Origin of the sequence: Pontibacter oryzae, assembly GCF_003576375.1 — a bacterium.
Taxonomy (GTDB): Bacteria; Bacteroidota; Bacteroidia; order Cytophagales; family Hymenobacteraceae; genus Pontibacter; species Pontibacter oryzae.
Genome location: NZ_QWGE01000003.1, coordinates 312,222 through 338,168 on the forward strand (window position 1 = coordinate 312,222; position 25,947 = coordinate 338,168).

Annotated in this window: 26 protein-coding genes; 9 read left to right on the forward strand and 17 right to left on the reverse strand. The window is 50.6% G+C overall.

Annotation, left to right across the window (positions count from 1 at the left end; all coding sequences use genetic code 11):
* Nucleotides 1-24: 24 nt before the first annotated feature.
* The 7 genes from porK to D1627_RS10180 all read right to left on the reverse strand — a co-directional run bounded on the left by porK (nucleotide 25) and on the right by D1627_RS10180 (nucleotide 6,629).
* On the reverse strand, nucleotides 25-1,041 hold the full coding sequence (porK, locus tag D1627_RS10150; protein WP_119432131.1) for a T9SS ring complex lipoprotein PorK/GldK: 1,017 nt from the start codon (nucleotides 1,039-1,041) through the stop codon (nucleotides 25-27).
* A gap of 230 nt (nucleotides 1,042-1,271) precedes the next feature.
* A complete protein-coding gene (locus D1627_RS10155; protein WP_119432530.1) occupies nucleotides 1,272-2,234 on the reverse strand; it encodes a PorP/SprF family type IX secretion system membrane protein in 963 nt (320 codons plus the stop codon).
* 164 nt (nucleotides 2,235-2,398) lie between these two features.
* Complete coding sequence (locus tag D1627_RS10160; RefSeq protein ID WP_119432132.1) at nucleotides 2,399-3,202, reverse strand: uroporphyrinogen-III synthase; 804 nt, start codon at nucleotides 3,200-3,202, stop codon at nucleotides 2,399-2,401.
* Between the two features lie 68 nt (nucleotides 3,203-3,270).
* Nucleotides 3,271-4,446 carry a DUF4271 domain-containing protein gene (locus D1627_RS10165; protein WP_233555585.1) on the reverse strand — a complete coding sequence of 392 codons (1,176 nt, stop codon included), beginning with the start codon at nucleotides 4,444-4,446 and terminating at the stop codon, nucleotides 3,271-3,273.
* A 60-nt stretch (nucleotides 4,447-4,506) separates the two neighbouring features.
* A complete protein-coding gene (locus D1627_RS10170; protein ID WP_119432133.1) occupies nucleotides 4,507-4,914 on the reverse strand; it encodes a hypothetical protein in 408 nt (135 codons plus the stop codon).
* Nucleotides 4,898-5,632 (reverse strand): lipoyl(octanoyl) transferase LipB, encoded by a 735-nt coding sequence (lipB, locus tag D1627_RS10175; RefSeq protein WP_119432134.1) that lies wholly within the window; start codon nucleotides 5,630-5,632, stop codon nucleotides 4,898-4,900. The genes D1627_RS10170 and lipB overlap by 17 nt, the downstream gene beginning before the upstream one ends.
* 1 nt (nucleotide 5,633) lies before the next feature.
* Nucleotides 5,634-6,629, reverse strand: coding sequence for a bifunctional phosphoglucose/phosphomannose isomerase (locus D1627_RS10180; protein WP_158607171.1), 996 nt, complete (start codon nucleotides 6,627-6,629; stop codon nucleotides 5,634-5,636).
* A gap of 60 nt (nucleotides 6,630-6,689) precedes the next feature.
* On the opposite strand from D1627_RS10180, the gene D1627_RS10185 reads away from it, so the two are divergent.
* Nucleotides 6,690-7,052, forward strand: a complete 363-nt coding sequence (locus tag D1627_RS10185; protein WP_119432136.1) for a YraN family protein — start codon at nucleotides 6,690-6,692, stop codon at nucleotides 7,050-7,052.
* Nucleotides 7,053-7,178: 126 nt separating this feature from the next.
* Here the strand turns inward: D1627_RS10185 and D1627_RS10190 are convergent, their stop codons facing one another.
* Complete coding sequence (locus D1627_RS10190) at nucleotides 7,179-8,093, reverse strand: toxin-antitoxin system YwqK family antitoxin (protein WP_119432137.1); 915 nt, start codon at nucleotides 8,091-8,093, stop codon at nucleotides 7,179-7,181.
* A 341-nt stretch (nucleotides 8,094-8,434) separates the two neighbouring features.
* Nucleotides 8,435-10,255, reverse strand: a complete 1,821-nt coding sequence (htpG, locus tag D1627_RS10195) for a molecular chaperone HtpG (RefSeq protein WP_119432138.1) — start codon at nucleotides 10,253-10,255, stop codon at nucleotides 8,435-8,437.
* A 237-nt stretch (nucleotides 10,256-10,492) separates the two neighbouring features.
* On the opposite strand from htpG, the gene D1627_RS10200 reads away from it, so the two are divergent.
* The 3 genes from D1627_RS10200 to D1627_RS10210 all read left to right on the forward strand — a co-directional run bounded on the left by D1627_RS10200 (nucleotide 10,493) and on the right by D1627_RS10210 (nucleotide 13,991).
* Nucleotides 10,493-10,816: a hypothetical protein gene (locus D1627_RS10200; protein ID WP_119432139.1), complete on the forward strand. Its 324-nt coding sequence runs from the start codon at nucleotides 10,493-10,495 to the stop codon at nucleotides 10,814-10,816.
* Nucleotides 10,817-11,012: 196 nt separating this feature from the next.
* The gene (locus tag D1627_RS10205; protein ID WP_147383270.1) at nucleotides 11,013-13,367 is read left to right on the forward strand and encodes a TonB-dependent receptor; all 2,355 of its coding nucleotides are present in this window, start codon (nucleotides 11,013-11,015) and stop codon (nucleotides 13,365-13,367) included.
* A 60-nt stretch (nucleotides 13,368-13,427) separates the two neighbouring features.
* Nucleotides 13,428-13,991, forward strand: a complete 564-nt coding sequence (locus D1627_RS10210; RefSeq protein ID WP_119432141.1) for a hypothetical protein — start codon at nucleotides 13,428-13,430, stop codon at nucleotides 13,989-13,991.
* Nucleotides 13,992-14,060: 69 nt separating this feature from the next.
* On the opposite strand, the gene D1627_RS10215 is transcribed toward D1627_RS10210, so the two are convergent.
* Nucleotides 14,061-14,699, reverse strand: a complete 639-nt coding sequence (locus D1627_RS10215) for a YdeI/OmpD-associated family protein (protein ID WP_119432142.1) — start codon at nucleotides 14,697-14,699, stop codon at nucleotides 14,061-14,063.
* Between the two features lie 129 nt (nucleotides 14,700-14,828).
* Here D1627_RS10215 and D1627_RS10220 point away from each other — a divergent pair, with 129 nt between their 5' ends.
* From D1627_RS10220 to D1627_RS10230, 3 genes are all read left to right on the forward strand, one after another.
* Nucleotides 14,829-16,073 (forward strand): MFS transporter, encoded by a 1,245-nt coding sequence (locus D1627_RS10220; protein WP_394342577.1) that lies wholly within the window; start codon nucleotides 14,829-14,831, stop codon nucleotides 16,071-16,073.
* A gap of 146 nt (nucleotides 16,074-16,219) precedes the next feature.
* Nucleotides 16,220-16,780, forward strand: a complete 561-nt coding sequence (locus tag D1627_RS10225; RefSeq protein ID WP_119432144.1) for a hypothetical protein — start codon at nucleotides 16,220-16,222, stop codon at nucleotides 16,778-16,780.
* A 113-nt stretch (nucleotides 16,781-16,893) separates the two neighbouring features.
* Nucleotides 16,894-17,226, forward strand: a complete 333-nt coding sequence (locus tag D1627_RS10230) for a DUF4286 family protein (RefSeq protein ID WP_119432145.1) — start codon at nucleotides 16,894-16,896, stop codon at nucleotides 17,224-17,226.
* Nucleotides 17,227-17,312: 86 nt separating this feature from the next.
* Here the strand turns inward: D1627_RS10230 and D1627_RS10235 are convergent, their stop codons facing one another.
* The 5 genes from D1627_RS10235 to D1627_RS10255 form a co-directional block, all read right to left on the reverse strand.
* Nucleotides 17,313-17,780 (reverse strand): GNAT family N-acetyltransferase, encoded by a 468-nt coding sequence (locus D1627_RS10235; RefSeq protein WP_119432146.1) that lies wholly within the window; start codon nucleotides 17,778-17,780, stop codon nucleotides 17,313-17,315.
* A gap of 121 nt (nucleotides 17,781-17,901) precedes the next feature.
* A complete protein-coding gene (locus tag D1627_RS10240; protein ID WP_119432147.1) occupies nucleotides 17,902-18,657 on the reverse strand; it encodes an acyl-[acyl-carrier-protein] thioesterase in 756 nt (251 codons plus the stop codon).
* A 130-nt stretch (nucleotides 18,658-18,787) separates the two neighbouring features.
* The gene (locus tag D1627_RS10245) at nucleotides 18,788-19,264 is read right to left on the reverse strand and encodes a DUF5362 family protein (protein WP_119432148.1); all 477 of its coding nucleotides are present in this window, start codon (nucleotides 19,262-19,264) and stop codon (nucleotides 18,788-18,790) included.
* A gap of 74 nt (nucleotides 19,265-19,338) precedes the next feature.
* Nucleotides 19,339-19,785, reverse strand: a complete 447-nt coding sequence (locus tag D1627_RS10250; protein WP_119432149.1) for a hypothetical protein — start codon at nucleotides 19,783-19,785, stop codon at nucleotides 19,339-19,341.
* A gap of 178 nt (nucleotides 19,786-19,963) precedes the next feature.
* Nucleotides 19,964-22,153 carry a prolyl oligopeptidase family serine peptidase gene (locus D1627_RS10255; protein WP_119432150.1) on the reverse strand — a complete coding sequence of 730 codons (2,190 nt, stop codon included), beginning with the start codon at nucleotides 22,151-22,153 and terminating at the stop codon, nucleotides 19,964-19,966.
* Nucleotides 22,154-22,386: 233 nt separating this feature from the next.
* Here D1627_RS10255 and D1627_RS10260 point away from each other — a divergent pair, with 233 nt between their 5' ends.
* On the forward strand, nucleotides 22,387-23,043 hold the full coding sequence (locus D1627_RS10260) for a 2OG-Fe(II) oxygenase (RefSeq protein WP_119432151.1): 657 nt from the start codon (nucleotides 22,387-22,389) through the stop codon (nucleotides 23,041-23,043).
* A gap of 129 nt (nucleotides 23,044-23,172) precedes the next feature.
* On the opposite strand, the gene D1627_RS10265 is transcribed toward D1627_RS10260, so the two are convergent.
* Together D1627_RS10265 and D1627_RS10270 are read right to left on the reverse strand one after the other, a co-directional pair.
* The gene (locus D1627_RS10265; RefSeq protein WP_119432152.1) at nucleotides 23,173-23,898 is read right to left on the reverse strand and encodes a CPBP family intramembrane glutamic endopeptidase; all 726 of its coding nucleotides are present in this window, start codon (nucleotides 23,896-23,898) and stop codon (nucleotides 23,173-23,175) included.
* Nucleotides 23,899-24,036: 138 nt separating this feature from the next.
* Nucleotides 24,037-25,038, reverse strand: coding sequence for a sugar phosphate nucleotidyltransferase (locus D1627_RS10270; RefSeq protein ID WP_119432153.1), 1,002 nt, complete (start codon nucleotides 25,036-25,038; stop codon nucleotides 24,037-24,039).
* Between the two features lie 282 nt (nucleotides 25,039-25,320).
* Here D1627_RS10270 and D1627_RS10275 point away from each other — a divergent pair, with 282 nt between their 5' ends.
* On the forward strand, nucleotides 25,321-25,899 hold the full coding sequence (locus D1627_RS10275) for a LemA family protein (RefSeq protein ID WP_119432154.1): 579 nt from the start codon (nucleotides 25,321-25,323) through the stop codon (nucleotides 25,897-25,899).
* Nucleotides 25,900-25,947: the final 48 nt, after the last annotated feature.

Consider the following 25,947-nt stretch of genomic DNA (forward strand, 5'->3'; position numbering starts at 1 on the left):
ATACTATTAAATTAAATGTGATTCTTAAAACTCTCTTCCAGATGAACGCCCAAGATAGATCATTGCGTTCCTGAAACCGATATAAGATCTAGCAGAATCCTGGAATTCGAAGTTACGCGTACCTGTCTCCAAGAAGTATGCGATATCTTTCCAAGAACCGCCTCTTACCACTTTGCGCGGCTCGTTTGGATCGTTGTAAACAGGGTTCAAGTCCCAAACAATCGGAACAGTAGCATCAGAGTAAGCATCCTCGCACCACTCGGATACGTTTCCTGCCATATCATATAGGCCAAAGTCGTTCGGGAAGAACTGCGCTACAGGAGCTGTATAAGTAAAGCCATCGCTGTAGTAGTCGCCACGGCCTGGCTTAAAGTTTGCAAGCAAGCAACCTTTACCATTGCGCAAGTATGGGCCACCCCAAGGATAAACAGACATATCGCGTCCGCCTCTGGCAGCATATTCCCATTCGGCTTCGGTTGGCAACCTAAAGGCTGGCATTGGAGCCATACCATCTTCGGTATTTGCCTGGTTCTTATGTTTTGTGCGCCACTCACTAAAGTATTTGGCGGCAAAGTAATCCACACCTACAACCGGGTAATCGTCGAATGCCGGGTGAGAAAAATAGTACTCCATCAATGGGTCTCCCATGTGGTAAGTATAATCTTTCACCCAAACTGTCGTATCCGGATATAGTTGCGTCATCACATATTCTTCGCCCAGTACATCCAATGAGTCCTCCATCATCACGTTGATGAACTGACGGTACTCGTTGTTTGTAATCTCGGTTTCGTCCATGTAGAAGCCACCAATAGTTACTTGCTTGTTCAGGTTAGCCATGGATGCTGCGATGTCTTGATCGGCCTGGCCCATATGGAATGTACCTCCTGGGCAGGCTACCATGCCGTAAGGCACTTGCTGCGGATTATACTCCGGCCGGTCCTCAGCACCAACAAGATCGCCTTGTGGTCCGCGTCCCATTCCACAGCTTGCAAGCAGTACCACCGCCAATACGAAGGAAGACAGCTTAAGTAGTTTGTTCATGATGACTGTTAAAAAAGTAAAATTTTCTGTAATAGAATTTAGCACACTTTTATGGGTGTAGCAAATATATGAGAAATAGGAATAAATAAAAAACAATTCACTACAACACCATTTTATTATTTTTAAACGGTGTAATCAACTGATTATTATAACAATAAATCACAATTTTTTTCTGCACTATTCCTAGAATTGTCATTCGAACAGTGCAATCCGTTACAATATTTAATACATCAGTTTGAGAAGATGTAGCGTGGGGTCCTTACTGGCGGCTTGAATCGGATCACCGGTTCAGCCAAGCGGTAACTTAACATCACCTCATGCGATGTATTTGCTTTGGCTGCTTTATTTAACGTGGTTAAGTCTAGTGCATATCCTACCCGCAGCGCATTGTCCTGAAACAGAGACACTCCCACAAGTGCACTAACAGCTTCTTCATGCCGATAATTCACTCCGGCCCAATATTTTTCGAGATACGTTACGCGGCCGCCTGCATCAAACGAGATATTCTCAGTATCGTGCTTCAGCAATACGGTTGGCGTAAGCGTCAGGTCGGATGATATAGGCAAATGATAACCAGCTGTGGCGTAAATATGGTTCTCGCTTAATAAGGTGCCATTACCGGTATTGGCAGAGTCAGCAAACGCATACTCTGCCTTTAAAAGGTTTGTCACCCCACCCCCTGCATAAAACGTTTCTGACTCATACCATACGCCTGCGCCAAGGTCAAACTTCGTGTCTGAGCTGTTATAGGGCACACTAGGGTCATTGTTATCTATGGCGCGGTAGCGCCCTTTCTTAAAGTTATTCACGTTACCCTGAATACCAAGCCCCAACTTGCCTGTTTCTCCTATTTTGATATGGAAAGAGTAGGAGAGCGCGGCTGTTAGCACTGTGGTGTTAGCAATTTTATCACGCATCAGGTTTAGGCCCACACCACCATGCAGCAATCTTAGAGGCGTATTGGCCGAAAGGAAAAATGTTTGCGGTGAGCCCCCATCATCGAAAGAGGCATCGTAGCCGAGCCACTGATACCGGTAGATCGACAGAAACTCCGGGCGGTTGGTTATGCCTGCGTAAGCAGGGCTTATCTGCATGCCATTAAACCCATAATGGGTAAACTGAGGCTGCTGCTGCGCCAGGGCAAGTGGCGCTGCAAGGAGCACCAGCAGCAATACAGGTAGAAGCTTTTTCATAGGCTGCGGCAAGAAGGCAAGGTATAGCATGTGCTAGTCGCACAATATGTCTTTCCAAATATAGCTATTAAACACTAAAACGCAAATGCGAGCCTGTATGACACAGTGCTTGCGTTTGCGTTTTAGTAAGTATGGAAAACAGGTGTAAAAGTTACGTTAACTTGTTATTTTTTTGCATCCTGCATTTGGTTCTGTATATAAACCTCGATGGCTCCTGTCATGGATGGGGCATTCGGCATTGGCGCCTCTATGTCCAGCTCCAGGCCTGCATCGCGTACTGCTTTAGCCGTTGTAGGGCCAAAAGCTGCAATTCTTGTGTTGTTCTGCTTGAAGTCCGGGAAGTTGATGAACAGCGAGTGAATACCAGACGGGCTAAAGAAGGCCAGGCAGTCATAGGTTACGTCATCCAGGTCCGACAGATCTGCCGCCACTGTTTTATAGATAATCGCCTCAGTGTGCTTTATCTTGTTGGTAGTTAAAAACTCCGGAATATCGTCTTTGCGGATGTTAGAGCACGGGAACAGGAATTTCTCATTCTTGTGCTTCTTGATAACCTCGAAAAGATCCTTGGCAGTTTTCTCGCCTACAAACAACTTGCGCTTGCGCAGGGTAATGTATTTCTGCAGATAGTACGCTGTTTGGTCCGAAATACAGAAGTATTTCATATCGGCGGGCATCTCGATCTTACTTTCCTGGCAAATACGGAAGAAGTGGTCTACGGCATTGCGGCTGGTGAAAATCACTGCCGTGTGCGCCAGTATGTCAACTTTATCCTTACGGAACTCCTTAAACGGAACCGGCTCAACCTCAATAAACGCCCTGAAGTCTACTTTGATATCATACTTCTCCGCAATAGATAAGTATGGAGAGTTATCCGTAGTAGGCTGTGGTTGTGTAACCAGGATCGTTTTAATCGGGACCTTGTATCGTTCAGGGTTCGCAGAGCCCTTTGCTTTGCTTTCAGCCATAGTAAAATGATGCGGTTTTCTAAAAGTTTACCTGCTGTAATACCCGCCGCGGCCTTAGCTTTGTGTTTTTAAAAGTTAAAAACGATCAGTTTAAGCATAATGGCAAGCGGAATCACTTCTGTGGCGCAAAGGTACGAAAATAAATGTAAATTAAGTACAGAGGCTTTCTTATTTACCGCATAAAACACGCGCAGTATCGTGATAACCAATACCAACGACACCGCTAGGTTCGAGATCAGCAGTATCATCTCAGGAATCAGGGTATTTAACCCCAAATATAGCAGCATCACTAACGGCAGGAACACGCCCAGAAATAGTAATGATCTTATAAACTCGCGGTACTGCAACTGCACAACCTGCTCCATGCTAAAGATAAATGCCATCACCTTCAAAAAAACATACTTTGAGAGCACTACGGCAAAAATCAGCAGGGTATAGAAGAGGGTCTTCGTAGTAATATCAGACTCTGAAACCGGGAACAGGCGGTTAAAGAGCCTTACATGCTGCACATTTGTATGGATGGCTGCAATCAGGAGAGCTAGTGAGAGCGAAAAGGCCAGCACGAACAGCACATTAGACACTGCCCCTACAGGTTTTGCCGCATAAAGCTCTGCCTCAGAACTGGACTTCAGGAAGCCGTTGAGATTAAATGTGCTCTGAAAGTCCGACGGGTAGTTTACACGCAAGAGGCCATAGATTAAGCCAATAACGAGCATAAAAACGATAAACGCGTTTTGGTTTACATATTCCCGCACAAGTATGGAGAATGGCCGGTGGTTGGCCTCTTGCATAGCCTCTGCCACGCGTGGCACATTTCGGAAGGTGCCAACGCTTGGCTGCTGCACCGGGTGCCATACTGTTAATAAGTATTTTCCTTCCACAGTTTCTATGCCCTGCGTATACTTTGCCAAATCCAGGGTATAGTTTGCGGCAGAGTCTGCCTTAAAGATAAGCTGGTTATTGAGGAACAGGCAAAGGTTCTGGGGTGCAGCAAAGGCAATTTTGAAAGGCTGCGCCGGCGTAATGGGCAGCCACTGGTGCAGGGCATTGTACCCTGCGTGCACTCCGGATACGTAAGGCACCAACTGGTCGGCATCCGTGGGCTGCACCATCCAGTTGCCAGTAATGGTGTTTTTCTGTTCCAGCGGCAGCACCTGCCCCTGTGCAGGCAGCAGGCACGCACCCAGCCATAGTATAAATAGCCCAAAAAGCGTAAAGCTATACTTCTGGATTGATTTGTGCACGTTGCGTGTGTATGATTTTAAGTTTCTGAACGGGGCCAGTATAAATTATGGCAGCTTGGGTTACGTATGGAGCACTCCCTGCATTTGCAGCATGCTTATCTCGATCAGGTTTTCCTCCACGATAGAGTCCGGCACAAACACGAAACGCTTGTCATAAATCTTCCGATCGATATAATAGCTTACCCAGTACTCGTTATTGATATGGAAGATTGCCGGGTCAATGGGCTCTACTTTTACGAAACTCTTTGCCTCCACGCGCTCAAACATATGGCGCAAAACCGATGTTTTTACCTCTTGCTCCTCAACTATGCCGTAGCCTTTGGATGCCACCAGCACATTCTCTACCGGAAAGGGGTTGTTATTGATGAGGTATACATTCCAGGTGTCTGCCCCGGTGGCGGGGTCTGCTGATCTGGCAACGGCTATGGCTATACCTTCTACCGTCCCGAAATCAATATCCTTCTTCATGCGCTGCTGTGGTAATAGTGGCCCCGAACAGGGTGGCCAGGTGCTTTAAAACTTTCTCCTCTACTTCTGCCATGGGCACCTCGCGCCCCAGCTCTTTAGCCAGCGAAGTTACAGCTTTATCAGAAATCCCGCACGGTACAATGTTATTAAAGTAATCGAGGTCGGTGTTTACGTTAAAGGCAAAACCGTGCATGGTTACCCAGCGGCTGCACTTTACGCCCATGGCGCAGATCTTGCGCGGGTTGCGCTGCTCCTCGTGGTCCAGCCATACGCCGGTAAGCCCCTCGATGCGGCCAGACGGGATGCCATAGTCGGCAAGAGTAAGTATGATGGCCTCCTCCAGGTAGCGGAGGTATTTATGGATGTCGGTAAAATAATTCTCAAGGTCGATGATGGGGTAGCCAACCAGTTGGCCCGGGCCGTGGTACGTTATGTCGCCGCCCCGGTTTATGTGGTAATAGGTTGCCTCCTTGGCCTTCAGGCCTTCTTTGTTTAGCAGCAAATGGCTCTCATGTCCGCTTTTGCCCAGCGTGTACACGTGTGGGTGCGAACAGAAGAGCAGGTAATTAGGAGTTGATTGCTCAGCGCCTTCGCCAGCTTTGCGGTTCTGCACTTTCAGGTCCAGGATGGAGGTAAAGAGCTTGTCCTGGTAATCCCAGGCCTCTTTGTAGTCAATCAGCCCCAGGTGTTCAAACTGAATATAGGTGTTCTTTTGCACGTTATACTTTAGATATTTCCCCTTTCAGGTAATTTATATTATCGTTTATGTTAGGGTCCTCGCTGTTCAGCTCTGCCAAGTACAACGATGCCCAATCAAACAGGTGCACCAGGTAAAACAGCTGCTCCAGGAAAGTGGCTCCCACTGCTTCTACCTCCATCACCGTTTTCACCTTCCGCTCTATGAGGGGGCGAGTCAAGGCCATACGCGAAGCAATGCGCGGGTTATCGTAAGCGGTTTTGATACATAGAACAGCCACTTGCCCGAATAGTTCCTGCGGATGCTGCCACCCTTCAACCTCGTTGTGGTTCATCTCCGGAAACGTACCGACATGCGCCAGTTGCTTGCTGTTGGCATTTAGCTGTTGCTGAAAGCGCATGGCCACCGCCTCAAACGCGCTGCCGGCATAAAGTATGGGCAGCTTTCCTTTTAAGGCATTTGCCAGGGCACTTGCCTGCACTTTTATCATCCCGGCCTGCTCCTGAAGCAGGTTTATACTTTGGTTAAGCTCGGTCTTAAACACATTGTTCAGCAGGCCGGCATAGTGCAGCAAGTATAATAACTCTGTTACCTGGTAGCCAAGTGAGGCACGCGGTTGCTTCAGTTCCTTCGGGATAGCGGCAAGCGGTATGTTATGCTCCCTGGCAATGCGCATCAACTCCCCGTCTGAGGTAACAAAGCCAATTACGGCACCAGCCTCCATCGCCTCCCGCACCGCCGAGATGATTTCCTCGGTGTTTCCTGAAAAAGAGCAGGCGATGAACAAGGTATCGGGGCCTACAAACGCCGGGATGTTATACCCTTTGTTTACAAGCAGTGGCACCTCAAGCTTATCGGCCACGTATGTTTGTATAATATTGCCAACAATACCCGAGCCTCCCATGCCCGCAATCACTACATTATTATACTTCCGACCAGAAAAGGCTGTTGACGCAGTTTCGCTGAAGCTGCCGGTGTGCCGCAGCTGTGAGGCAAAACCCTCGATGACTTCTTTCATAGACTTCATGTATGCTAAGTTGTGCAACAGCCTTAGCTGCCTGCAAAGTACAAGATTTATATGGCTTCTCAAATAAGCGAGCACCTCCGCACCGGGCAACTGGGCGAAAACCACGCGGCAGCTTACCTGCGTGCACAAGGCTATGTGGTACTGCGGCAGAACTACCGGTTTAAACGCGCCGAAATAGACATCATTGCGCAAATAGAGAACCTGTTGGTGTTCGTGGAGGTGAAAACCAGGTCTACTGATAGGTACGGATATCCGGAGGAGGCGGTTAATACCCGCAAAGAGGAGCTGCTGCTGGGCGCAGCCGAGGAGTTTATACTTGCGCAGGGGTGGGAACAGGAAATCCGGTTCGACATTATCTCGGTTACCCTGACAACGCCGCCAACCATACATCACATTGAAGATGCCTTTTACTAACCAAGATACATCAGAAGCTTAGCAGCAGCCGTATGCTAAGTCTGAAGAATAGCTTTAACTTGATCACCGTTTCAGAAAAGTATGAGGCATCCGTTTTAACCCGCGCCAACAACGTATAACTGCAAATTACTTGCTGCTTGCCTGCGAACGCTTATCAAACTTGCCGCGCTCGTAGATAGGGGTGGCATGGCGGTCATACTCCCGGATCAGGAAAGGCTCGTGGGCCTTGTCGTAAGCGGTTTCGGGATACTGGTACTCGTAGTGGCGGCGGTTCCGGAAATCGTAGTAGTTTATCCAGACGCCAACCTTACGGCCTTTCTGGTACTGCCCGCTCCACTCTAACTGGCCGTTCTCGTAAAAGCGATAGTATGTCCCCTGCACCTCGCCATACTCGTAAGGTATAACCTCTTTTATCTTTTTGGTATCGCCATAGTATGTTACCACGGCGTCGCGTAGAAAGCCTTTCTCGTAGTGTTCTTTATCAACCAGGGTATGGTCGTCGTTGTTGCGGTATTTCTCCCAGCGCAGGTGCTTGGTGCCGATGTAGAAATATCCTTCCTCCACCACCTCGCCGTTTATGGTTTTCTCGTAGGGGCCGTGCAGCACTTTATAGCGGTCTGTATCCTCTACGTTTGAGGCTGAGCGGGCCAGTTTGCCCTTTTTCGCATCGAAGTAATATTTGTAGGGCGCGTACTCGTTAGGTTCCACGTGCTCGGGCAGGTAGCTAAACGTCTCGACGGTTTCTTTGTAGCGGCCGCCGCTTTTAGTATAGCCCCGCTTTACTTTCTGGCCCAGAAAATACCTCTTGTTATGCTTTTGCTTGCGCTTGCGGGCCTTCTCCTTCATCTCCTCCTCCAGCGGGTTTTTCATATCCACGGTGGCGGGCTTGGTAGTGTCGGCTGAGGCCAGGGCGTCGGTTTTGCTGCTTTCCTTCAGGCGCGCCATGTTCAGGTTATAATCGCTGTTCCACTTGGGCTGGCCGCAGCTGCCCAGGCTAAGCAATACAACACCTATCACCAAAGTATAAACGGAGGTCTTCAAATCTGAATTTCTATAGTTGGGCGGATAAACTGCTTGATGGTTGGCACAGGCACTTGGCGCTGCTCTTAAACCACCGAAACGACTTAATAATGACGCAAGTTAGCTTTTATACTAAACGTAAAGATGCACATTATAAGTATAAGCGCCAATATGCTTGTCGCCACCTATAACTACGCCTGCCGCCTGTAAGTTTCATTTATACTTTAGGGCCCATTAAAAGCGAAAAGGCAGCACCCGCGCGGGGCACTGCCTTTAGGTAATTAAACTGTCAGGTATCTTAAAAACCCATTTAAGGGTGCAGGGCAAAACTGAAGTATACTTCTATCTTACGCCCTGCGCGCTTATTCGTTCGTCATAATCTCGAAACTGCGCTTCACGAAGTTGGTAAGCGCGGCACCCGAAAGCATGTTCTGCGATAGCAGGGCAAGGTCGAAGGCCTGGCGGGCCATTTTCGACTTTTCCTCGGCCTTGAGCACGCGCTGGTTAAGCGGGTGGTTCGCGTTGATGGTTACGTTATACGTGTCCGGCATGTCGCCCATGAACATCATACCGCCACCGCCTGCGCGGCTCATGTCCTTCATGCGGCGCATAAACTCTGGCAGCGTAATCACTACCGGCGCATCGTCTGGCGACATTGGCGCTACCTCAACCATCATGTTCTTGTTATCGATGGCCTGCTCGTACACGCCTTTTAGCTCTTCTTTCTCGGTGTCGTTCAGAACGCTTTCCTTGGTCTCGTCGCGCTCGATCAGCTTGTTAACGGTTTCGGAGTCAACACGCTTGAGGGTAGTTTTCTCCAGCTTCTGCTCCAACATGCCAATAAAGTGGCTGTCTATCACGGTATCCAGCTTCAGGACATCGTAACTACGGCTTTGGGCCGCTTCCACAAAGGCATGCTGCTTTTCGGCATCAGAAGTATAAAGCATTACAAGCTGCTCGTTCTTATCGGTTTGGTTGGCTTGTACCAGCGCCTTATACTCTTCTATAGTATAGTATTTGCCTTCGGTGTTCTGCAGCAGCACAAAATCCTTCGCTTTTTCATAGAACTTGTCGTCGCTCAGCATGCCATACTTCACAAACACGCTGATGTCATCCCAGTTGGTCTCGAAAGCGGTGCGGTCTTTCTTGAAGATCTCGTTCAGCTTGTCGGCTACTTTTTTGGTGATGTACGTGTTGATCTTCTTCACGCTGGAATCGGCCTGCAGGAACGAGCGGCTCACGTTCAGCGGAATGTCCGGCGAGTCGATAACGCCGTGCAGCAGCATCAGGAACTCCGGCACCACGTCTTTTACCTCATCGGTAATAAACACCTGGCGCGAGTACAGCTGTATCTTGTTGCGCTGCACCTCAAAGTCGTTCTTCAGCTTAGGGAAGTATAAAATACCCGTCAGGTTAAACGGATAGTCCACGTTGAGGTGGATCCAGAACAATGGCGCCTCCGACATCGGGTACAGCTCTTTGTAGAACTCCTTATAGTCCTCGTCCGTCAGCTCGGATGGTTGTTTGGTCCAGATCGGGTTCGGGTTGTTAATAACCTCGCCTTCAAACTCTACCGCCACCGGCAAGAACTTGCAGTATTTCTCCAAGATGGTTCTGATGCGCATCGGCTCCAGGAACTCTTCGGAATCCTCGGTTACGTTCAGCACCACGTTGGTGCCTCTGGTTTCCTTGTGCGCAGGGGCAATGGCAAACTCGGTGCTACCGTCGCAGGTCCAATGGGCCGGCTCGGTGCCATCCTTGTAAGACTTGGTAATGATCTCTACGCGGTCAGACACCATAAAGGCGGAGTAGAAGCCCAAACCAAACTGCCCGATAATCTGGTCTTTGTCGCCGCCGGTTTCCTTGTAGCGCTCCACAAACTCGGTGGCACCTGAAAAGGCAATCTGGTTAATGTACTTCTTGATCTCCTCGGCCGTCATACCAATACCATTATCGGAAATGGTGATGGTTCTTGCCTCTTTGTCTACCTCAACCTTTACCTTCAGCTCGCCCAGGTCGCCGGTGAACTCCCCGATAGAGGAAAGGCGCTTCATTTTCTGGGTAGCGTCCACGGCGTTGCTTACCAGCTCGCGCAGGAAAATCTCGTGGTCGGAGTACAGGAATTTCTTGATGATCGGAAAAATATTCTCGGTGTGGATGGAGATATTACCTCTTTCTTCCATTGTCTATACTTTATATGTTAGATTGATCTTTTACAGATTAATAATGTACAAACAGGGCATTCAAATCCTGTTCCAGAGGCTCTCACCGTGACAGCTTGTCAGCTTACGGCTGTAAATACTACCGGCGGCGGCAGGTTTTATACTTGCGCTTGGCGGCCCCGGCAGAAAAAGAAGCGCAAACCTAAATGCAACATTGTGGAATTTAATGTATATTTGATTATGTTCGTGAACTGAACCGTGTATCGCTATACCCATTATATCGCCCTGGCGCTGCTGCTGCTGTTCTGCAGGGCAATGGTGCCTGATGCGCTCATCCAAGAGCTGCATGCGCATACGCATACCGTCCATACAGAGCATACCGATCCGCATAAGGCGCAAATTGGCATGAAGCACAAGCACTGCCAGGTAGAAGATGTGTTTAACACGCCGTACCAGGGCACTGCGCTTTCCGTTGATTTTACCCCTATCACTTATAATGCTGTGTATGCCGCTGTTTATACATACAGCTGGCAAGGCAGCGCGCCCAACCTATACTTTCTCCGTGGCCCGCCCGTGGCCTAGTTTTTAGCAGACCCGTGCCTGTTGCGGTTATACTTTATAGTATGCCACTGGTAGGCGCACAGTATCCCCAGGTATACTTTTAAGGCCCTATGGCGTATGTTTGCCGTTGCAGGGCGAAGCGGCTATAGCTTTAGCTGCCACTTTTTATTGCTGAAAACCAGAAGAAGTGTTGACTCTCAGAAAACTTCAAAAGATTGTGCCATTGACACTGGCGCTGCTTAGCGTGTATGTGCCACAGGTATTGGCTCAAATGTTACCCGCCCCGGCTCTTATTGATATCAGCCAGGATTGTGGGCTTACCATTTCGGGCAAAACACTGGACCACGACTCGCGTGAAGTGCTGATCGGAGCCACCGTTTATATCCCGGAACTAGACAGGGCCGCAGTATCGGATGCGTATGGCAATTACCATTTTCACCAGCTTTGCCAAGGCAGTTATACTTTGCGGGTTACTTATATCGGGTATCAGCAGGAAGACTTTCCTGTAAAGCTCACCGGCTCCACGGCCCGAAACCTGCAGCTGCATGCCGACGCCAAAACCCTGAGCACTGTAGAAATTACTGGTGCCCACCTGAAAGAGCAGGCGCAATCGCAGCAAACACTGGAGGGCCGTGAGCTGGAGCAAACCCGTGGGCTGGCCCTGGCCGAAACCCTAAAAGGCATTGCCGGTGTAACAACCCTGCAAACCGGCCCGAATATATCAAAGCCCGTTATACATGGCTTGCATAGCAACCGCGTGCTGCTGCTGAACAACGGCGTACGGCAGGAGGGGCAGCAGTGGGGCTCGGAGCACGCCCCGGAGATAGACCCTTTTGTAGCTTCCGAGATGCGCGTGATTAAAGGTGCGGCCGGCGTGCGCTACGGAGCCGATGCCATTGGCGGCGTTATTATTGTTGAGCCGAAGCCTTTGCGCAGCGTGCCCGGCATAAGCGGCGACCTACATTTGCTGGGCAGCACTAATAACCGCCAGCTGGCAACATCTGCCATGGTGGAGGGCAACCTAAGTAAAGTACCTCCGCTGAGCTGGCGCCTGCAGGGCACCTTAAAGAAAGCCGGCAACGCCACCACCCCAGACTATTACCTGGAGAACACGGGCCTGAGGGAGCAAAACTTCTCAGCAGCGCTGGGCTATAATAAAGAGCAGTTCGGGGCAGAGGTTTTCTTCAGCCAGTTCAACACCAAGTTAGGCATCCTGAAAGAGTCGCATATTGGCAACTTAACCGATTTGCTTGGTGCCATTGCGCGCGGCAAGCCCAGCAATGCAGACAATGTGGCGTTTACCTACGACATTAGCCGGCCCTACCAGGATGTGCACCACAACTTGCTAAAGGCAAAAGGCTTCTGGCAGTTGGGCAACGCGGGCAAGCTGGAGTTTGTGTATGGCTGGCAGCGCAACATGCGCCAGGAGTATGACATCCAGCGCAGCAGCCCGACAAAGCCTTCGCTTCAGCTTATACTTAACACCCATACTACCGAGACCGTGTTTGCGCACAAACCTTTGGGCCGCTTTACCGGCTCTGTGGGCGTTAGCAGCATTTATCAGCGCAACGTGTATGAGTACAGTGCCTTCCTGCCATACTTTACAGGAACCACGGTGGGCGCTTTCGCCATAGAGCGCTGGCAGAAAGACAGGCTGCAACTGGAGGCCGGCCTGCGCTACGATTACAAGCACCTGCTGGTGAAAAGGCTCGAAAATGACCGCGAGTTACAAAAGCCCGAGTATGATTTCAATAACGTGTCTGGCACCATCGGGGCGATGTATGACGTAGGCTACCACCTAACGTTTGGCTTGAGCGCTACCTCTGCCTGGCGCGCACCGGGTGCCAATGAGCTGTTTAGCCAGGGCGTGCACCATAGCGCGGCAACTTACGAGGAAGGCGACTCGACGCTTACTTCGGAGCAGGCGTACAATTTTGAGCTCTCCACGGATTACTATGGTAACTTACGCCTCAACGGCACCCTGAGTCTTTATCATAACTATATCAGCAATTTTATTTACCTGGCCCCGCAGGCAGAGCCTAGGCTAACCACCCGCGGCGCTTACCCGGCATTTAAGTATACCCAGGCCGATGCCACCCTAACCGGGGCCGACCTAAGCTTAAACTATACTTTTGTGCCGGGCCTTAAGCTAGAGTCAAAGACCTCTGTGCTTTACGCGCGCAACCTCGACACCGACGATTATCTGGTTTACATGCCCTCCAACCGCTTCGATAACAGCTTGCACTATGATTTCGGGAAGATCGGGGAAGGGAGCAAAGTTACAGATGCTTATGTATCTGTAGGTGGTGTGTATGTGGCCGAGCAGAAACGGGTACCCACCAAAAGCGAGCAGGATTACGCACCGGCCCCGGCTGGCTACTTCCTGTTGACGGCCAAGGCCGGCACCACCGTGCATTTTGGCCGCCAGCCCGTCGAAATCAGTGTTACGGGCAATAACCTCCTGAACACTGTTTACCGCGAGTACCTGAACAAGCTGCGCTATTTTGCCGATGAGCCGGGCCGCCTGATCATGTTCCACATCCGGGTGCCCTTCAACTTTAGCAAATCCTGATCTAAAGCATCATTTCAAATTAAAACACCGTATTGTTGTACACTCTTAAACACGAATATTATGAAAAAATTATTCAGACCTTACTTAAGCGCATTTCTGTTAGGCTCACTTTTAGTCTCTGCCACTGCCTGCAAGGACAGCGACGATCCTGAGCCACTTGATGACGAGGAACTGATCACGACCATGACGGTCACGCTGGTTCCGGAAGGCAAAGGAGGCACCGTGATAGCGACGTTTACAGACCCTGACGGCGACGGAGGGGCAGCACCAACCATCGAAACGATGGCGCTTAAACCAAACACAACATACAACGCCACCATTACCATAGCAGACGATAGCCCGAATGGCGCCGGCGATATCACAAGCGAGATCCGGACGGAAGGTAACGACCATGAGCTGTTCTGGGTGGCAAACCCGAGTAACCTGCTAACTGCCCAGAAAATCGATAAAGACGCGAACAACCGTCCGCTTGGTTTGGCAGCTACTGTAACTACCACCAATGCAGGTTCAGGTACTTTAACTATCACCCTGAAGCACCAGCCAGGCCTGAAAGGCGCTACCAGCGATGCTAACAAAGGCGAGACTGATATTATGGCAGCCTTTCCTGTTTCTATCCAGGAATAGCCACGGCCTACTTTTAAGTATAAAAAAGAGGTGCAGCAGGTTGCTGCACCTCTTTTTTATGTCTCCTATCTATACTTTAGCCTGCGCTAGTTTGGCAACGCCTCCTATTGTTTTGGCTATGCGGCGGGCACGCGTTTCGGACTTTTTAGCTTCCAGTATGGCCACTACATACTCTTTGCGGTGCGTAAATGCCATACCTTCAAAAGCCTGCAGCAAGCCGGCTTCTTCCAGGGCTGTGCGGAGGTCGCCTGGGATCGCCACTGTTTTAGTTGTGCGATCTATGCCCGGCATATCCACGCCAAACATAGAAGCCTCGGGCCGTTCGCTTTGGTGCCGGAACCGCAACGCCGACCATACTTCATTTACAGCCACCTGCCGCACGCCCTCATAGCCCAAGTCTTTCATGGTTTGCCAGCCCTTATCGCGGTTCAGGTCTGTTTTTATGCCGGATGATTTCTTGGGATAGGCAATCCAGAGTATGCCGTTTGGCTGCAGCAAAGCAAGCGCCTGTGGCCCCAGCGAGTCGAGCTCGGCAGCGCTTTGCACAAACTGCAGCACGGCATCATACATTCCTATACTTGGCGCTTCGTCGGCGCGGGTAAACGAGTATGCCTCTTGTGCCAGCGCCTGCACCACTTCCTCGGAGGCCTGCAGCAACAGCAGGCTTTTGTCTTTCTTAAGCTGTAGTTTCTTTCCTAGTTCTGCCATAGTAAGTATAACGTAAGCATTTTGCCACACCCTAAGCTACTATAAAATTAGCTTCTGCGCGCAGGCCGCCGGGCCATTGTTTTGTGTTTAGCGCAGAAGCACTATATTAGATATCAAAAATATATGCCTATGTCAGCGCCTGCTAAGCTTTCTGAAAAGAGTATACTTTTAAATGCTGCCGTTATTGTGGCCGCCCTTGGCTACTTCGTAGATATTTATGACCTGGTGCTTTTCAGCATTGTGCGCATCCCGAGCCTACAGGAGTTGGGCATTACCGCGCAATCGGAGCTGCTGGAGAAGGGCGTTTTACTCCTGAACATGCAAATGGCGGGCATGCTGTTGGGCGGTATTGGCTGGGGCATTCTCGGCGATAAGCGTGGCAGGCTCTCTGTGCTCTTTGGTTCGATCTTCCTGTACTCCATTGCCAACATTATGAATGGCTTCGTGCAGGATATTTACATGTATGCTTTCCTGCGCTTTGTGGCTGGCCTGGGCCTTGCTGGTGAGCTGGGAGCGGGCATCACCCTGGTAAGCGAGGTGCTGCCCAAAGAGAAGCGCGGCTACGGCACCATGATCGTAGCTACCATCGGCATCTCGGGGGCGGTAATTGCTGGCGCGGTCGGTGATTATTTTGGCTGGCGCACGGCATACTTCATTGGTGGCGGGCTTGGTTTGCTGCTGCTCTTTTTGCGCCTGGGCGTGTATGAGTCCAGCATGTTTAAGAATGTAAAGGCCGTGGAGGATGTTACACGTGGAAATTTCCTGAGCCTTTTCACAAATGGCAAGCGTTTTTGGAAATACCTGAAATGCATACTTATCGGCATCCCGATCTGGTTTGTGGTAGGCATTCTCATCACTTTCTCCCCGGAGTTTGGCGTAGAGCTTGGCGTGCAGGAAGCGGTATCGGCGGGCAAGGCCGTATCGTTCTGTTACCTGGGCCTTACCTTCGGCGACCTGATAAGCGGGTACCTGAGCCAGCGCCTGGGCAGCCGCCGCAAGGTGGTTATGGCTTTTCTGGGGCTGTCTGCCGTGTTTATACTAATGATGCTACTCGGCCGCGATTTCTCTATCAACCGGTTTTACCTGCTTTGCACCGCCCTGGGTTTTGCCAGTGGCTACTGGGCCGTGTTTATAACGATTGCCGCAGAGCAGTTTGGCACCAACATACGCGCCACCGTTACCACTACAGTGCCTAATTTTGTGCGCGGGGCCGTGGTTCCGCTCACCCTCACCTTTGAGGCCCTGCGCCACCCTTTGGGCTTCCTGCCCACGGCCATGCTGCTGGCTGCCGTGTGCCTGGCCATTGCCATCGTATCTATCTTTACCTTAGAAGAAACCTTTTCGAAAGAGCTGGACTATCTGGAGCCGATTTAATAAAGCAAACACAATACATAAATCTTATAACCTATTGCTTATCAAAAGCATATATAGTTGCTATTTTTGAAATAGTCATACCTTTACACAACATTTTACAGTATGCCAAAGTATAAATAGATATAGTTAAAACTCTATTTATGCCTATGAATAAAATCTTTACTTCTGTAACTTCCGATTTAAACCGATTTGTTTTCTTACTAGCACCTTTGTTTATCCTGGCAGCCTGCTCCGCACGCGTAGAGCCCAAAGCCACGGACCAGCAAGAGGCTACCGCTAACGCCGTATCCACACAGGCCTCGCCTGTAACGGTGGCTGCCATAGAGAACTCATCCGACGAGGTTTATTTCGACCTGATTGCCAACACCTCCAACTGCCTGGGCGAAGACCTGTGGCTCGGGGGCAAACTCGAAAGCGAAAGCAAAGCCACATTGGCGCAATCAGGAGCAATCTCTCACCACAAAGCCTACAAGATTACGGAGCTCACGGCCACCGGCCTTAACAGCAACAACATCTACCAGGTTAATAACAGAACCAATACACTGCGTGCTGTTGTAAACCCGGATGGCGTGATTTACCTGCAGCTTAGCCAGGGGCAATTACAACTTCTGCCACAGGCCGACAACAAACCGCTGGTTCTGGCGTATCAACCTAACCCCGCCGACGGTTACTACGATGGAACCGTAGGGCGCTGGAGCTGTAAATAATCTGCATTCTCACCTTAAACAAACGCGTATAAGCAACGGCCTGTGCACTGCAAGCACAGGCCGTTCTTTTTATACTTTGCCCACCTTACCGCAGATTTTCGTAAATTTGAAGTATGATATTGTACAACGTAACAGTCAGCATAGATAACAATGTGGCCGATGAGTGGCTGCAGTGGATGAAAGACGTGCACATACCGGAGGTGATGGGTACAGGCTATTTTCTGGCGAACCAGATTTGCCGCGTGATGGGCGAGGAAGATACAGGTGGCACCACCTACGCCGTGCAGTATACTTGCCGCAGCGTGGCCGATTTGCAGGAGTACCAGCGGGAGCACTCGCCGGCGCTGCAGCAAAAAGTAAACGAGCGTTACGCGGGCAAGTATGCCTCCTTCCGGACGATGCTGGAAGTAGTGGGTGTAAACGTAGAGCGCGGAGAGCAGCAATAGTTTCTGCCCCTCAGAAAGTATAAAACCGTATCCCGGGGTAGCTTCCAGAGCACCTCGGGATACGGTTCTTTTAGTTAGGGCTGGCGCTAGATACCGTATTTCTGGATCTGCTCTTCCGTCATGGTGCAGTTTATCCATTCGCCGTCCAGGTCGGCACCGATGGTCTTGTAGAAGGCAATGGCCGGCTCGTTCCACTCCAGCACCTGCCACCTGAAACGCTTGGCGCCTGTGTCTTTTGCCTCCTGGGCTACGGCATTAAACAGCTTACGGCCCACGCCCTGCCGGCGCAGGCGCTCGGTTACCACCAAATCCTCCAAGTATAAGGTGCGGCCCTTCCAGGTAGAGTATGCCGTGTAGTATAACGCAATGCCCACAATTCCCTCGGCCCCTTCAGCCACAAAAAACTTATAGATCGGGTTTTCGCCGAAGCCGTCGCGTTCCATTTCCTCCACCGTGGTGGTTACCTCCAGCGGTGCGCGCTCAAACTCCGCCAGCTCCCTGATCAGGCCGTGTACCTGCGGCAAATCGTCTATCGTTCCTTTTCTTATGTTCATGCTTAAGTATTTATTGCTGGTTGTTGATTGTTAAGTTGTTGGATGACTAGATGGTTTAATTGTTAAATGGCTGTTTGCTACACGGCGTGTTATAACACCCTCTTTCTAACTTTCTAACTTTCTAACTTTCTAACTTTCTCCACGCTGTTTGGGCCTGCACCAGTTCTTTGCCGGTGGCCTGGCTGGTGAGTTGGTGCAAGTATACATTTTCCCCCTCCGTGGCAGGCGCAGCAGCCGACGTAACCGTATCGCCAAGTATACTTTCTGATTTAAAGATGATGTCGAGTTGCTGCAGTTGGTTTTGCTCCAGTAAGTCTAGCGGCAACGTATCGAGGGCCCACTGCAGGTAACGAGTGTTGGTTACGTGGCGGTTCAGGTCGATGTCGTGCCAGCGCACAGGAATCTGCTGCTCGTGTTGCACCGCTTGCAGCTGCGGTAACTTCCCTTTGGCGAAAGGCAGCGGCTCACTTCCGGGCACCACTTCCACGGCCATGATAAAATCGGGCACCGACACCAGTTGCCGTTTCACCACATCCATCACCAGCCATACGCTGGTTGCCTGCCCCAGCAACTCGCGGGCTTGGTTATAGATCCTGAAATCGCGGTGCAAAAAAACGCGTTCTCGGCCCGAGGCCCAGGTTTCCACGGTTATCTTATCGTTGTGCGCCGGGTACCGGAACATTTCCACGCGCATACGCTGTAACACCCAGGTTAGGCCACGCTCCAGCAGATCATACATGGATATACCCAGGTTGGCGGTATTTTCCCAGGCGGCTTCCTGCATGTAACCAACCAGTGCCGGCATGGTTGCCTGGCCACGGTAATCTATCTCGTTAGAGCGTACGGTAAACTCACTTTCGCCTGCCCTTGATTTCATAGCTTGCTATACTTGGTTCCCTGCGAAGGTACGCAAGAATAGCCGCTGCCGCTATACTTTGGTCAGCCTAAAAAAGAAAGCGCACCCGTTTCCGGATGCGCTTTCTAACTCAATATAGTTTGTATTCCGCTTACATCATAGAGCCAATGCCCACGCCTAAGAACACGAACAGCATAGCCAACACGTAAAAGCTCAGCATAACAATAGTAAGCACGCCCATAAACTTGAAAAGCGACTTCAGGTTTGCGAAGGAGGTAACAAGCAGCTCTTCGTTTTGCAGGCGCAGCGCTTCCTGCATTTTACCTGAAAAACGGTACAGGTATAGCACCGGAAAGAAGTATAACAACGCAAAAAGCAGGTAAAAAAATATGAAGAAACCTCCGCCAATCATGCCGGCTGCGCTACCGCCAGACTCCTCTGGCAGGGACAAAGATCCTATGGCAGTTCCGGCAAACAGCGCTATAATCACCATAAGCCCTATCCCTATAAAGCCAACGATCGCTAAAAATTTACCCCATTTGGCTATTTCGCGCAGGTAAGCCGTGGATGGCAGTGTAATGGTAAGCGCCTGCGGCTCAGGTGTGTTGTCGTAGAAGTCTGTTTCCATTTTCAATGTATTAGTTGTTTAATGACATGATCAGAACTGTTAAAGTATAAAAAACTGGCTATACTTCAAAAACCCTATACTTTTGTGCCGGCCAGCAGCAACACAAGCGAACCCGCAAACAGCACCAGGAACAGCAGCAGCATAATGCTCAGGAACTTGAACATGATTTTTAGCTGGCGGATGGCCTTGCGCACCTGCTCCCGTTTCTGCTCTTTCAAGCCGCGCTGTAATTGAGTGGAGAAATTGTAGAGATACAGCGACGGGAAGAAGTACACCAGCGCAATAAACGCATATAGCAAGGTGGCAAAGCCCGATAGACCCACATCCGAGCCGTTTGGCTGCAAGGCTGGCACTTGCACGTAAGGCAGCAGAAAAAGCCCGAAAACCAGCACAGCGGCAGCCAGCACAAAGCCAAGTATGGCCAGCAGTTTTCCCCAGGAGGCTGCTTCGTAAAGGCTGGAAGAAAGCCGAAAATCCAGGTATAGCTCCCCGGCGGCTTGGTTAGAAGGTTCTTGGCTCATGCCTTAAAGTATACTTTGTGAATTGATTGCGCTTCCTAAATATACTAAAAAGTATATGCCGGGCACAGCCACGAGGTTCTTTTGTTCTATCCTTAAAAACCCTCAGCCCATAAAAAAGCCGCGCCACCTGAAGCAGGAAGCGCGGCTAAAGTATAAATGGCAGATTTATACTTAGGTGTTACTGGTTTTGCTGGTACGGGTTCACGCCCATGTTTTTATAGATGAACGCATAGGTATCGGCGTATTCCTGAATTACAAGCGAAGTTGGCTTGCCGGCACCGTGGCCTGCGCGTACATCCACCCGGATCAGGTATGGGTTGCCCGGTGCGCCCTTGTCCTGCAGCTCAGAGATAAACTTGAACGAGTGCGCCGGCACCACGCGGTCGTCGTGGTCAGCGGTTTTCACTAGCGTGGCCGGGTATTTTACGCCTTCCTTGATGTTGTGCAGCGGCGAGAACGTGTAGAGGTTTCTGAACTGCGCCTCATCGTCCGAAGAGCCATACTCCGGCACCCAGGCCCAGCCAATCGTAAACTTATGGAAGCGCAGCATGTCCATCACGCCCACGGCTGGCAAGGCAACTTTGGCCAGTTCGGGGCGCTGCGTCATGAAGGCACCTACCAACAAGCCGCCGTTAGAGCCACCGGCCACGGCCAGTTTATCAGAGGAAGTATACTTTTGGTCGATCAGGTACTCGGCTGCCGCGATAAAATCATCGAAAACGTTTTGCTTGTTTGGCGTCATGCCGGCTTTGTGCCAGTCTTCGCCGTACTCGCCGCCGCCGCGCAGGTTTGGCATGGCATATACGCCGCCGTTCTCCAGCCACAGCATGTTGGCAATGCTAAAGCTTGGCGTTAGCGAGATGTTGAAACCGCCGTAAGCGTACAGATACGTCGGGTTGGTGCCATCCAGTTTCAGGCCTTTTTTGTGCACGATAAACATCGGTACCTTGGTGCCATCCTTAGAAGTATAGAATACCTGCTTGGTCTCGAAGGCATCGGTGTTTACGTTTACCTCCGTTTTGCGGAATTGCGTTACTTTGTTGTTTACCACATCGTAGCGGTAAATGGTTGGCGGGTAGGTGAATGAGGTGAAGGTGAAGAATACTTCTTTGTCCTGCTGCTTGCCGCTAAATCCGCTCACGGTGCCCAGCGTTGGCAGCTCCACGGTGGTCAGTTGCTTGCCGCTCTGGTCGTACACCACCACCTGGCTAGCTGCGTCTTTCATGTAAGTCACTACAATGCGGCCGCCCACCGCCGACACGCCCTGAATCACGTTCTGCGACTCCGGCACCACGGTTTTCCAATTCGCTTCCTGCGGATTTTTCGGGTCGATCATTACCAGGCGGTAGCGCGGCGCGTTTTTGTTCGTCATCACCAGCAGCTTATCGCCGAAGTTATCCACCACGTTATACTCGCTCTCGAAGTTATCCACCACAGGCTTGATGCTGCCCTTGGCGTCTTTCAGGTCTTTGTAGTATAGCGCATTGGCTCCGCTTGCCCCCTCCGACACGTTCAGAATCAGGAAGCGCTCGTCATCAGTAGTTTGGGCGTAGAAGTTGCGCAAGGCGTGCGCCTTATCTTCGTGCACCAGCTGGTCCTGGCTCTGCGGCGTGCCTATTTTGTGGTAGTATACTTTGTGGAACTCGTTCTTGTTGGCCAGCTTGTTGCCTTCGGTTGGGGCATCGTAGCGGCTGTAAAAGAAGCCGTTGCCGCTCCAACTTGGGCTCGAAAACTTCACCCAGTCCAGTTGGTCGTCCAGCTTTTTGCCGGTGGCCGTTTCCATAACGTGGTAGGTGTTCCAGTCGGAGCCGCCGCTGGAGGTGCCGTAGGCCAGGTACTTTCCGTTATCGGAGAAGGCCAGCGCCGTCAGGGCCACTGTGCCGTCAGCGCTCAGCTTGTTCGGGTCGAAGAACACTTTCGGCTCGGCCTCCAGGCTCTCCTGCACATACAGCACGCTCTGGTTTTGCAGGCCATCGTTCTTGAAGAAATAATACTTGCCGCCCTCTTTAAACGGAGCGCCGTACTTTGGGTAGTTCCAGATCTCGGTCAGACGGTTTTTGATCTTGTCGCGGAAGTCGATGCTGTTCAGGTAGCCCTGCGTTACCTCGTTCTGCTGGGCGATCCACTCGTCCAGTTGCTCGTCGTGGGTTTCCTGCCAGCGGTAAGGGTCGGCCACTTTGGTGCCGAAGTAATCGTCTACATGGTCTACTTTTTTGGTATTCGGGTAATTTAATGCTTTTGCCTCTGCGGAGGCCGTAGTGCTTGTTTCTGTGGTCATGCCAGTGGCAGTTGTGTTGTTTTGTGTTGATTTGCAAGCCGACAAGGCCGAAAGGCCGCCAGCCAGCATTAATACGGTTGTCTTTTTCATAATGGCCAAGCCAGTAGTTTGTTTAAAGTTTATACTTGCGCATCTGCTCCAACAAGATACAAAAAATAGATTAAAGTATGATTTCGCTGCGCTTGTGGCCTTTAAAATCATACTTCTGGAGCCAGAAAAAATAATTTATCCTACCGGAACGCCATAAGTATACAAGCGATGAGTTTAGCGGTTACTTTTGCACGCTTTTCTCCTGAACCTGAGCAAAGTATAGCGTTTTACAGATGATTGAAGAAGTTTTAGAAGACAGACTGCTCCTGAAATTCGAGCAGATCGCCGACCGCTTGTCCGAAAAGGGCTATGCCATTATAGATAATTTCCTGGAGCCGCAGGAGGTGCGCGACCTGCTGGAGGTGCTCACGCACCACAAAGAGCAGGGCACGTTTAAGAAAGCCGGCATTGGCTCCTCGGATCAGTTTACCGTGGACAAAGAGGTGCGCGGCGACTTTATCCGTTGGATTGAGCCCTCGGAGGCGCTGCCGCCCACGCAGGTCTTCCTGGACCGCATGCACGAGGTGATGCGCTACATTAACCGCACCTGCTTCCTGGGCCTCAAGGATTTCGAGTTTCACTTTACCGTATACCCTCCGGGCACAGTATACCAGCGCCACATCGACCAGTTTAAGGAGAACGACCACCGCCGCCTGTCCTTTATCTGTTACCTGAACGAGAACTGGCTGCCTGAACACGGCGGCAACCTGCGTTTATACTTGCCCCAGGAGGATGGCTCCGAGGAAGAGGTAGACATACTGCCAATAGCTGGCCGCCTGGCCTGTTTCCGCGCCGACCTTATCCCGCACGAAGTGCTGGTAGCCACGCGAAACCGCTACAGCCTCACTGGCTGGATGCTGGACCAACTTAACGAGCTTACTTTTTTGTAGAAACATCTCAGCCGCCCGCGGAACCTTTGGGCAACGCGAGCGGCTTCTTTTTTCCCACCCATAGTTTGATAACTCTTTCATACCGTTGCGCTCAAACTGGCGGTATTAGAAGCTTACACCATATTTCAGTTACTTTAGCATAGCTACAAGGTTGGGCAGAAAATTACTGAAACTGTGCGCCAGCATAGGTAACAGCAGGCTTCCGGTGCGCTCCACGATATAAGCCAGTCCAAGGCCGAGCAGGAACGTTTGCGCAAAGTATAACGGCTCAAAAGAAACTTTAAATCCTACGGAAAGCGACAGCGCATGCACAAAACCAAACAGCAGCGAAGTTACCACGTTAGCCATTGAAATGCTCCGAAACAATTTACTGTGGCATGTGGCCTTGTTCACCAGCGCCAGCATAATGCCTCTGTAGGCCAATTCTTCGTCCAGCGTAGGCATGGTCAGCTGGAAAGCCAGTGTTTCCAGATTCAGCGTCTCCGCAGGCACCAGCACGCCTCCAAGTATGGTGCGCACAAGTATAAACAGAAAGACAAGTATAAGCGGCAGCTTCAATGGCCCGTTCTGGCGCAATGTAAGCCCTGCTTCTTTTGTAGATAACCTTTGGTAAAACACCAGGAAAAGTATAGAAAAAGCGGATGTCAGTACTTTGCCCGACCAATTCCAGTTTCCCTGTATAAACCGCAGTTCGGGGTGGTAACGCGGAAGGTCCAGCAGAAACTGGTTTATTAAAAAGAAAAAGAAGAGCACCAGCAGGTAGTACCAGAAATCTTCACCTTTCTTTTTAGAGAATAAAAGCAGGGGTAGCACCAATAGCAGGTACAGGGCATAGTTAAGGAAAGCTGTTTTCATAGTAGATTACATTGCGCATCTGCAATATAATCTAGTTGCTATATACTTTCACTAAAATTCCTGCTTAATCTCTCCAAACGGTCGTATGAGCCTGCCGAGAACCGCATATACAGCCGTACATATGAAAAGCCTTACTTCCTACTGCCCAAAGTTGATCTCCGTGCTGTCGCCGATGTTGAGGCTGTGGCTAAAGCCTTTGAAGGAGGCATCGCTGCCGATGATGGAGTCCTGCATAACGGCAAAGCCCAGCTCAGAGAACGACCCAATAATGGAGTTGCTCAGGATGCTGTGCGTAATGGTGGTGTTATCGCCGATGGCCACGTTTGGCCCGATGATGGAGTTGCTGATAGTGCAATCCTGGCCGATGCTTACCGGAGGAATAATAATGCAGCCGGGACACATCTGGCTGTAGTCGCGCTCCCGGAACTTGGGGCGGGCCAGCAGGGTGGCGTTGGCTTCCAGCAGCGTTTCCTTGCGTCCGCAGTCGAACCAGTGGTCTACGCTCCAGGGCACCATTTTCTCGCCGTGCTTGATCATGTGCATCAGCGCATCGGTTAAGTGGTACTCGCCCTGCGTGCGGATGTCTTCTGAGATAATGTGCTCCAGCGAGGCGATAAGTTTTTGCGGCTGCATGATCTTGTAAAGCCCTACCAGCGCGAAGTTAGATTTCGGGATCTTCGGTTTTTCTACCACCTTAGTCACAAACTCGTCGGAGCCCATTTCGGTAACGCCGAACAACGATGGCTTTGCCACTTTTTTAACACCTAATACTGAGTAAGGTGCCTCTATGATAGCTTGCAGGTCCACGTCCACAATGGCGTCGCCGAGCATAATTAGCACACTTTCCTCCTGCGCATATGTGTGGCGGGCAATCCAGAGGGCATGGCCCAGGCCCTCGCGGGGCTCCTGCACCACAAACTCGGCGCTCAGCTCGGGGTACTTTTGCCGCACGTAGCGCTCTACTTTCTCGCCCAGATAGCCAATTATAAAAACGCAATCGCTTACACCAGCATCCATCAGTTTTTCGATGATGTGGCCAAGTATAGTGTTATCAGCCACCGGCACCAGCGATTTAGGCTGCGTGTGCGTGTGCGGCCGAAGCTTAGAACCAACGCCTGCTACAGGTATAATTGCTTTCATATACTATACTTTTCTGCAATATATCGATTTTAAACTATAAGTTAAAGACAGGCAACTGGTTGGCTACCGGCTTTATATTTACCAGTATCTCCAGACAAAGCTTTGAACATCACCCCTTATTAGTTTAGCATACTTACGCAGGAAAGCGCATGCCTTATACCTGTGTAGCATTAAGTTTTCACTATTTTACTGCCGCACTTAACACAGCTTTCCTATCTTCGTACAGATATCGCCTGCAAGGGCTTTTTACAACGTATACTAAACCATACCAACACCTAACTTATGAGAAAACTGTTTTTTTACCTGATTGGCTTCGTAATTCTGGCATCTCAATCATCCTGCGGCTATAACAGCATGGTTGAGAAAGACGAAACCGTAGAGGCGCAATGGGCAAACGTGCAGAACGCGTATCAACGCCGTGCCGACCTGGTACCTAACCTGGTAAACACCGTGAAAGGCGCAGCCAACTTCGAGAAAGAAACCCTGACACAAGTGATTGAGGCACGCGCCAAAGCCACCAGCGTAAACATCAGCCCCGATAACCTGACACCTGAAAACATTCAGCGCTTCCAGCAGGCGCAGGGCGAGCTGAGCGGAGCCCTGAGCAGGCTGCTTGTATCCGTGGAGCGTTACCCGGAACTAAAGGCTAACCAGAACTTCCTGGAGCTGCAGGCTCAGCTGGAGGGTACCGAGAACCGCATCTCCGTAGAGCGCCGCAAGTTTAACGAAACCGTGCAGGACTACAACTCTTACATCCGTTCTTTTCCGCGCAACCTAATCGCGGGCATGTTCGATTTTGAGAAGAAAGGCTACTTCGAAGCCGATGCTGGTGCACAAACAGCCCCAACGGTAGAGTTTTAAATTGCTGATTGTCAATTATTGATTGCTTTCCGAGCACTTTTAACAACT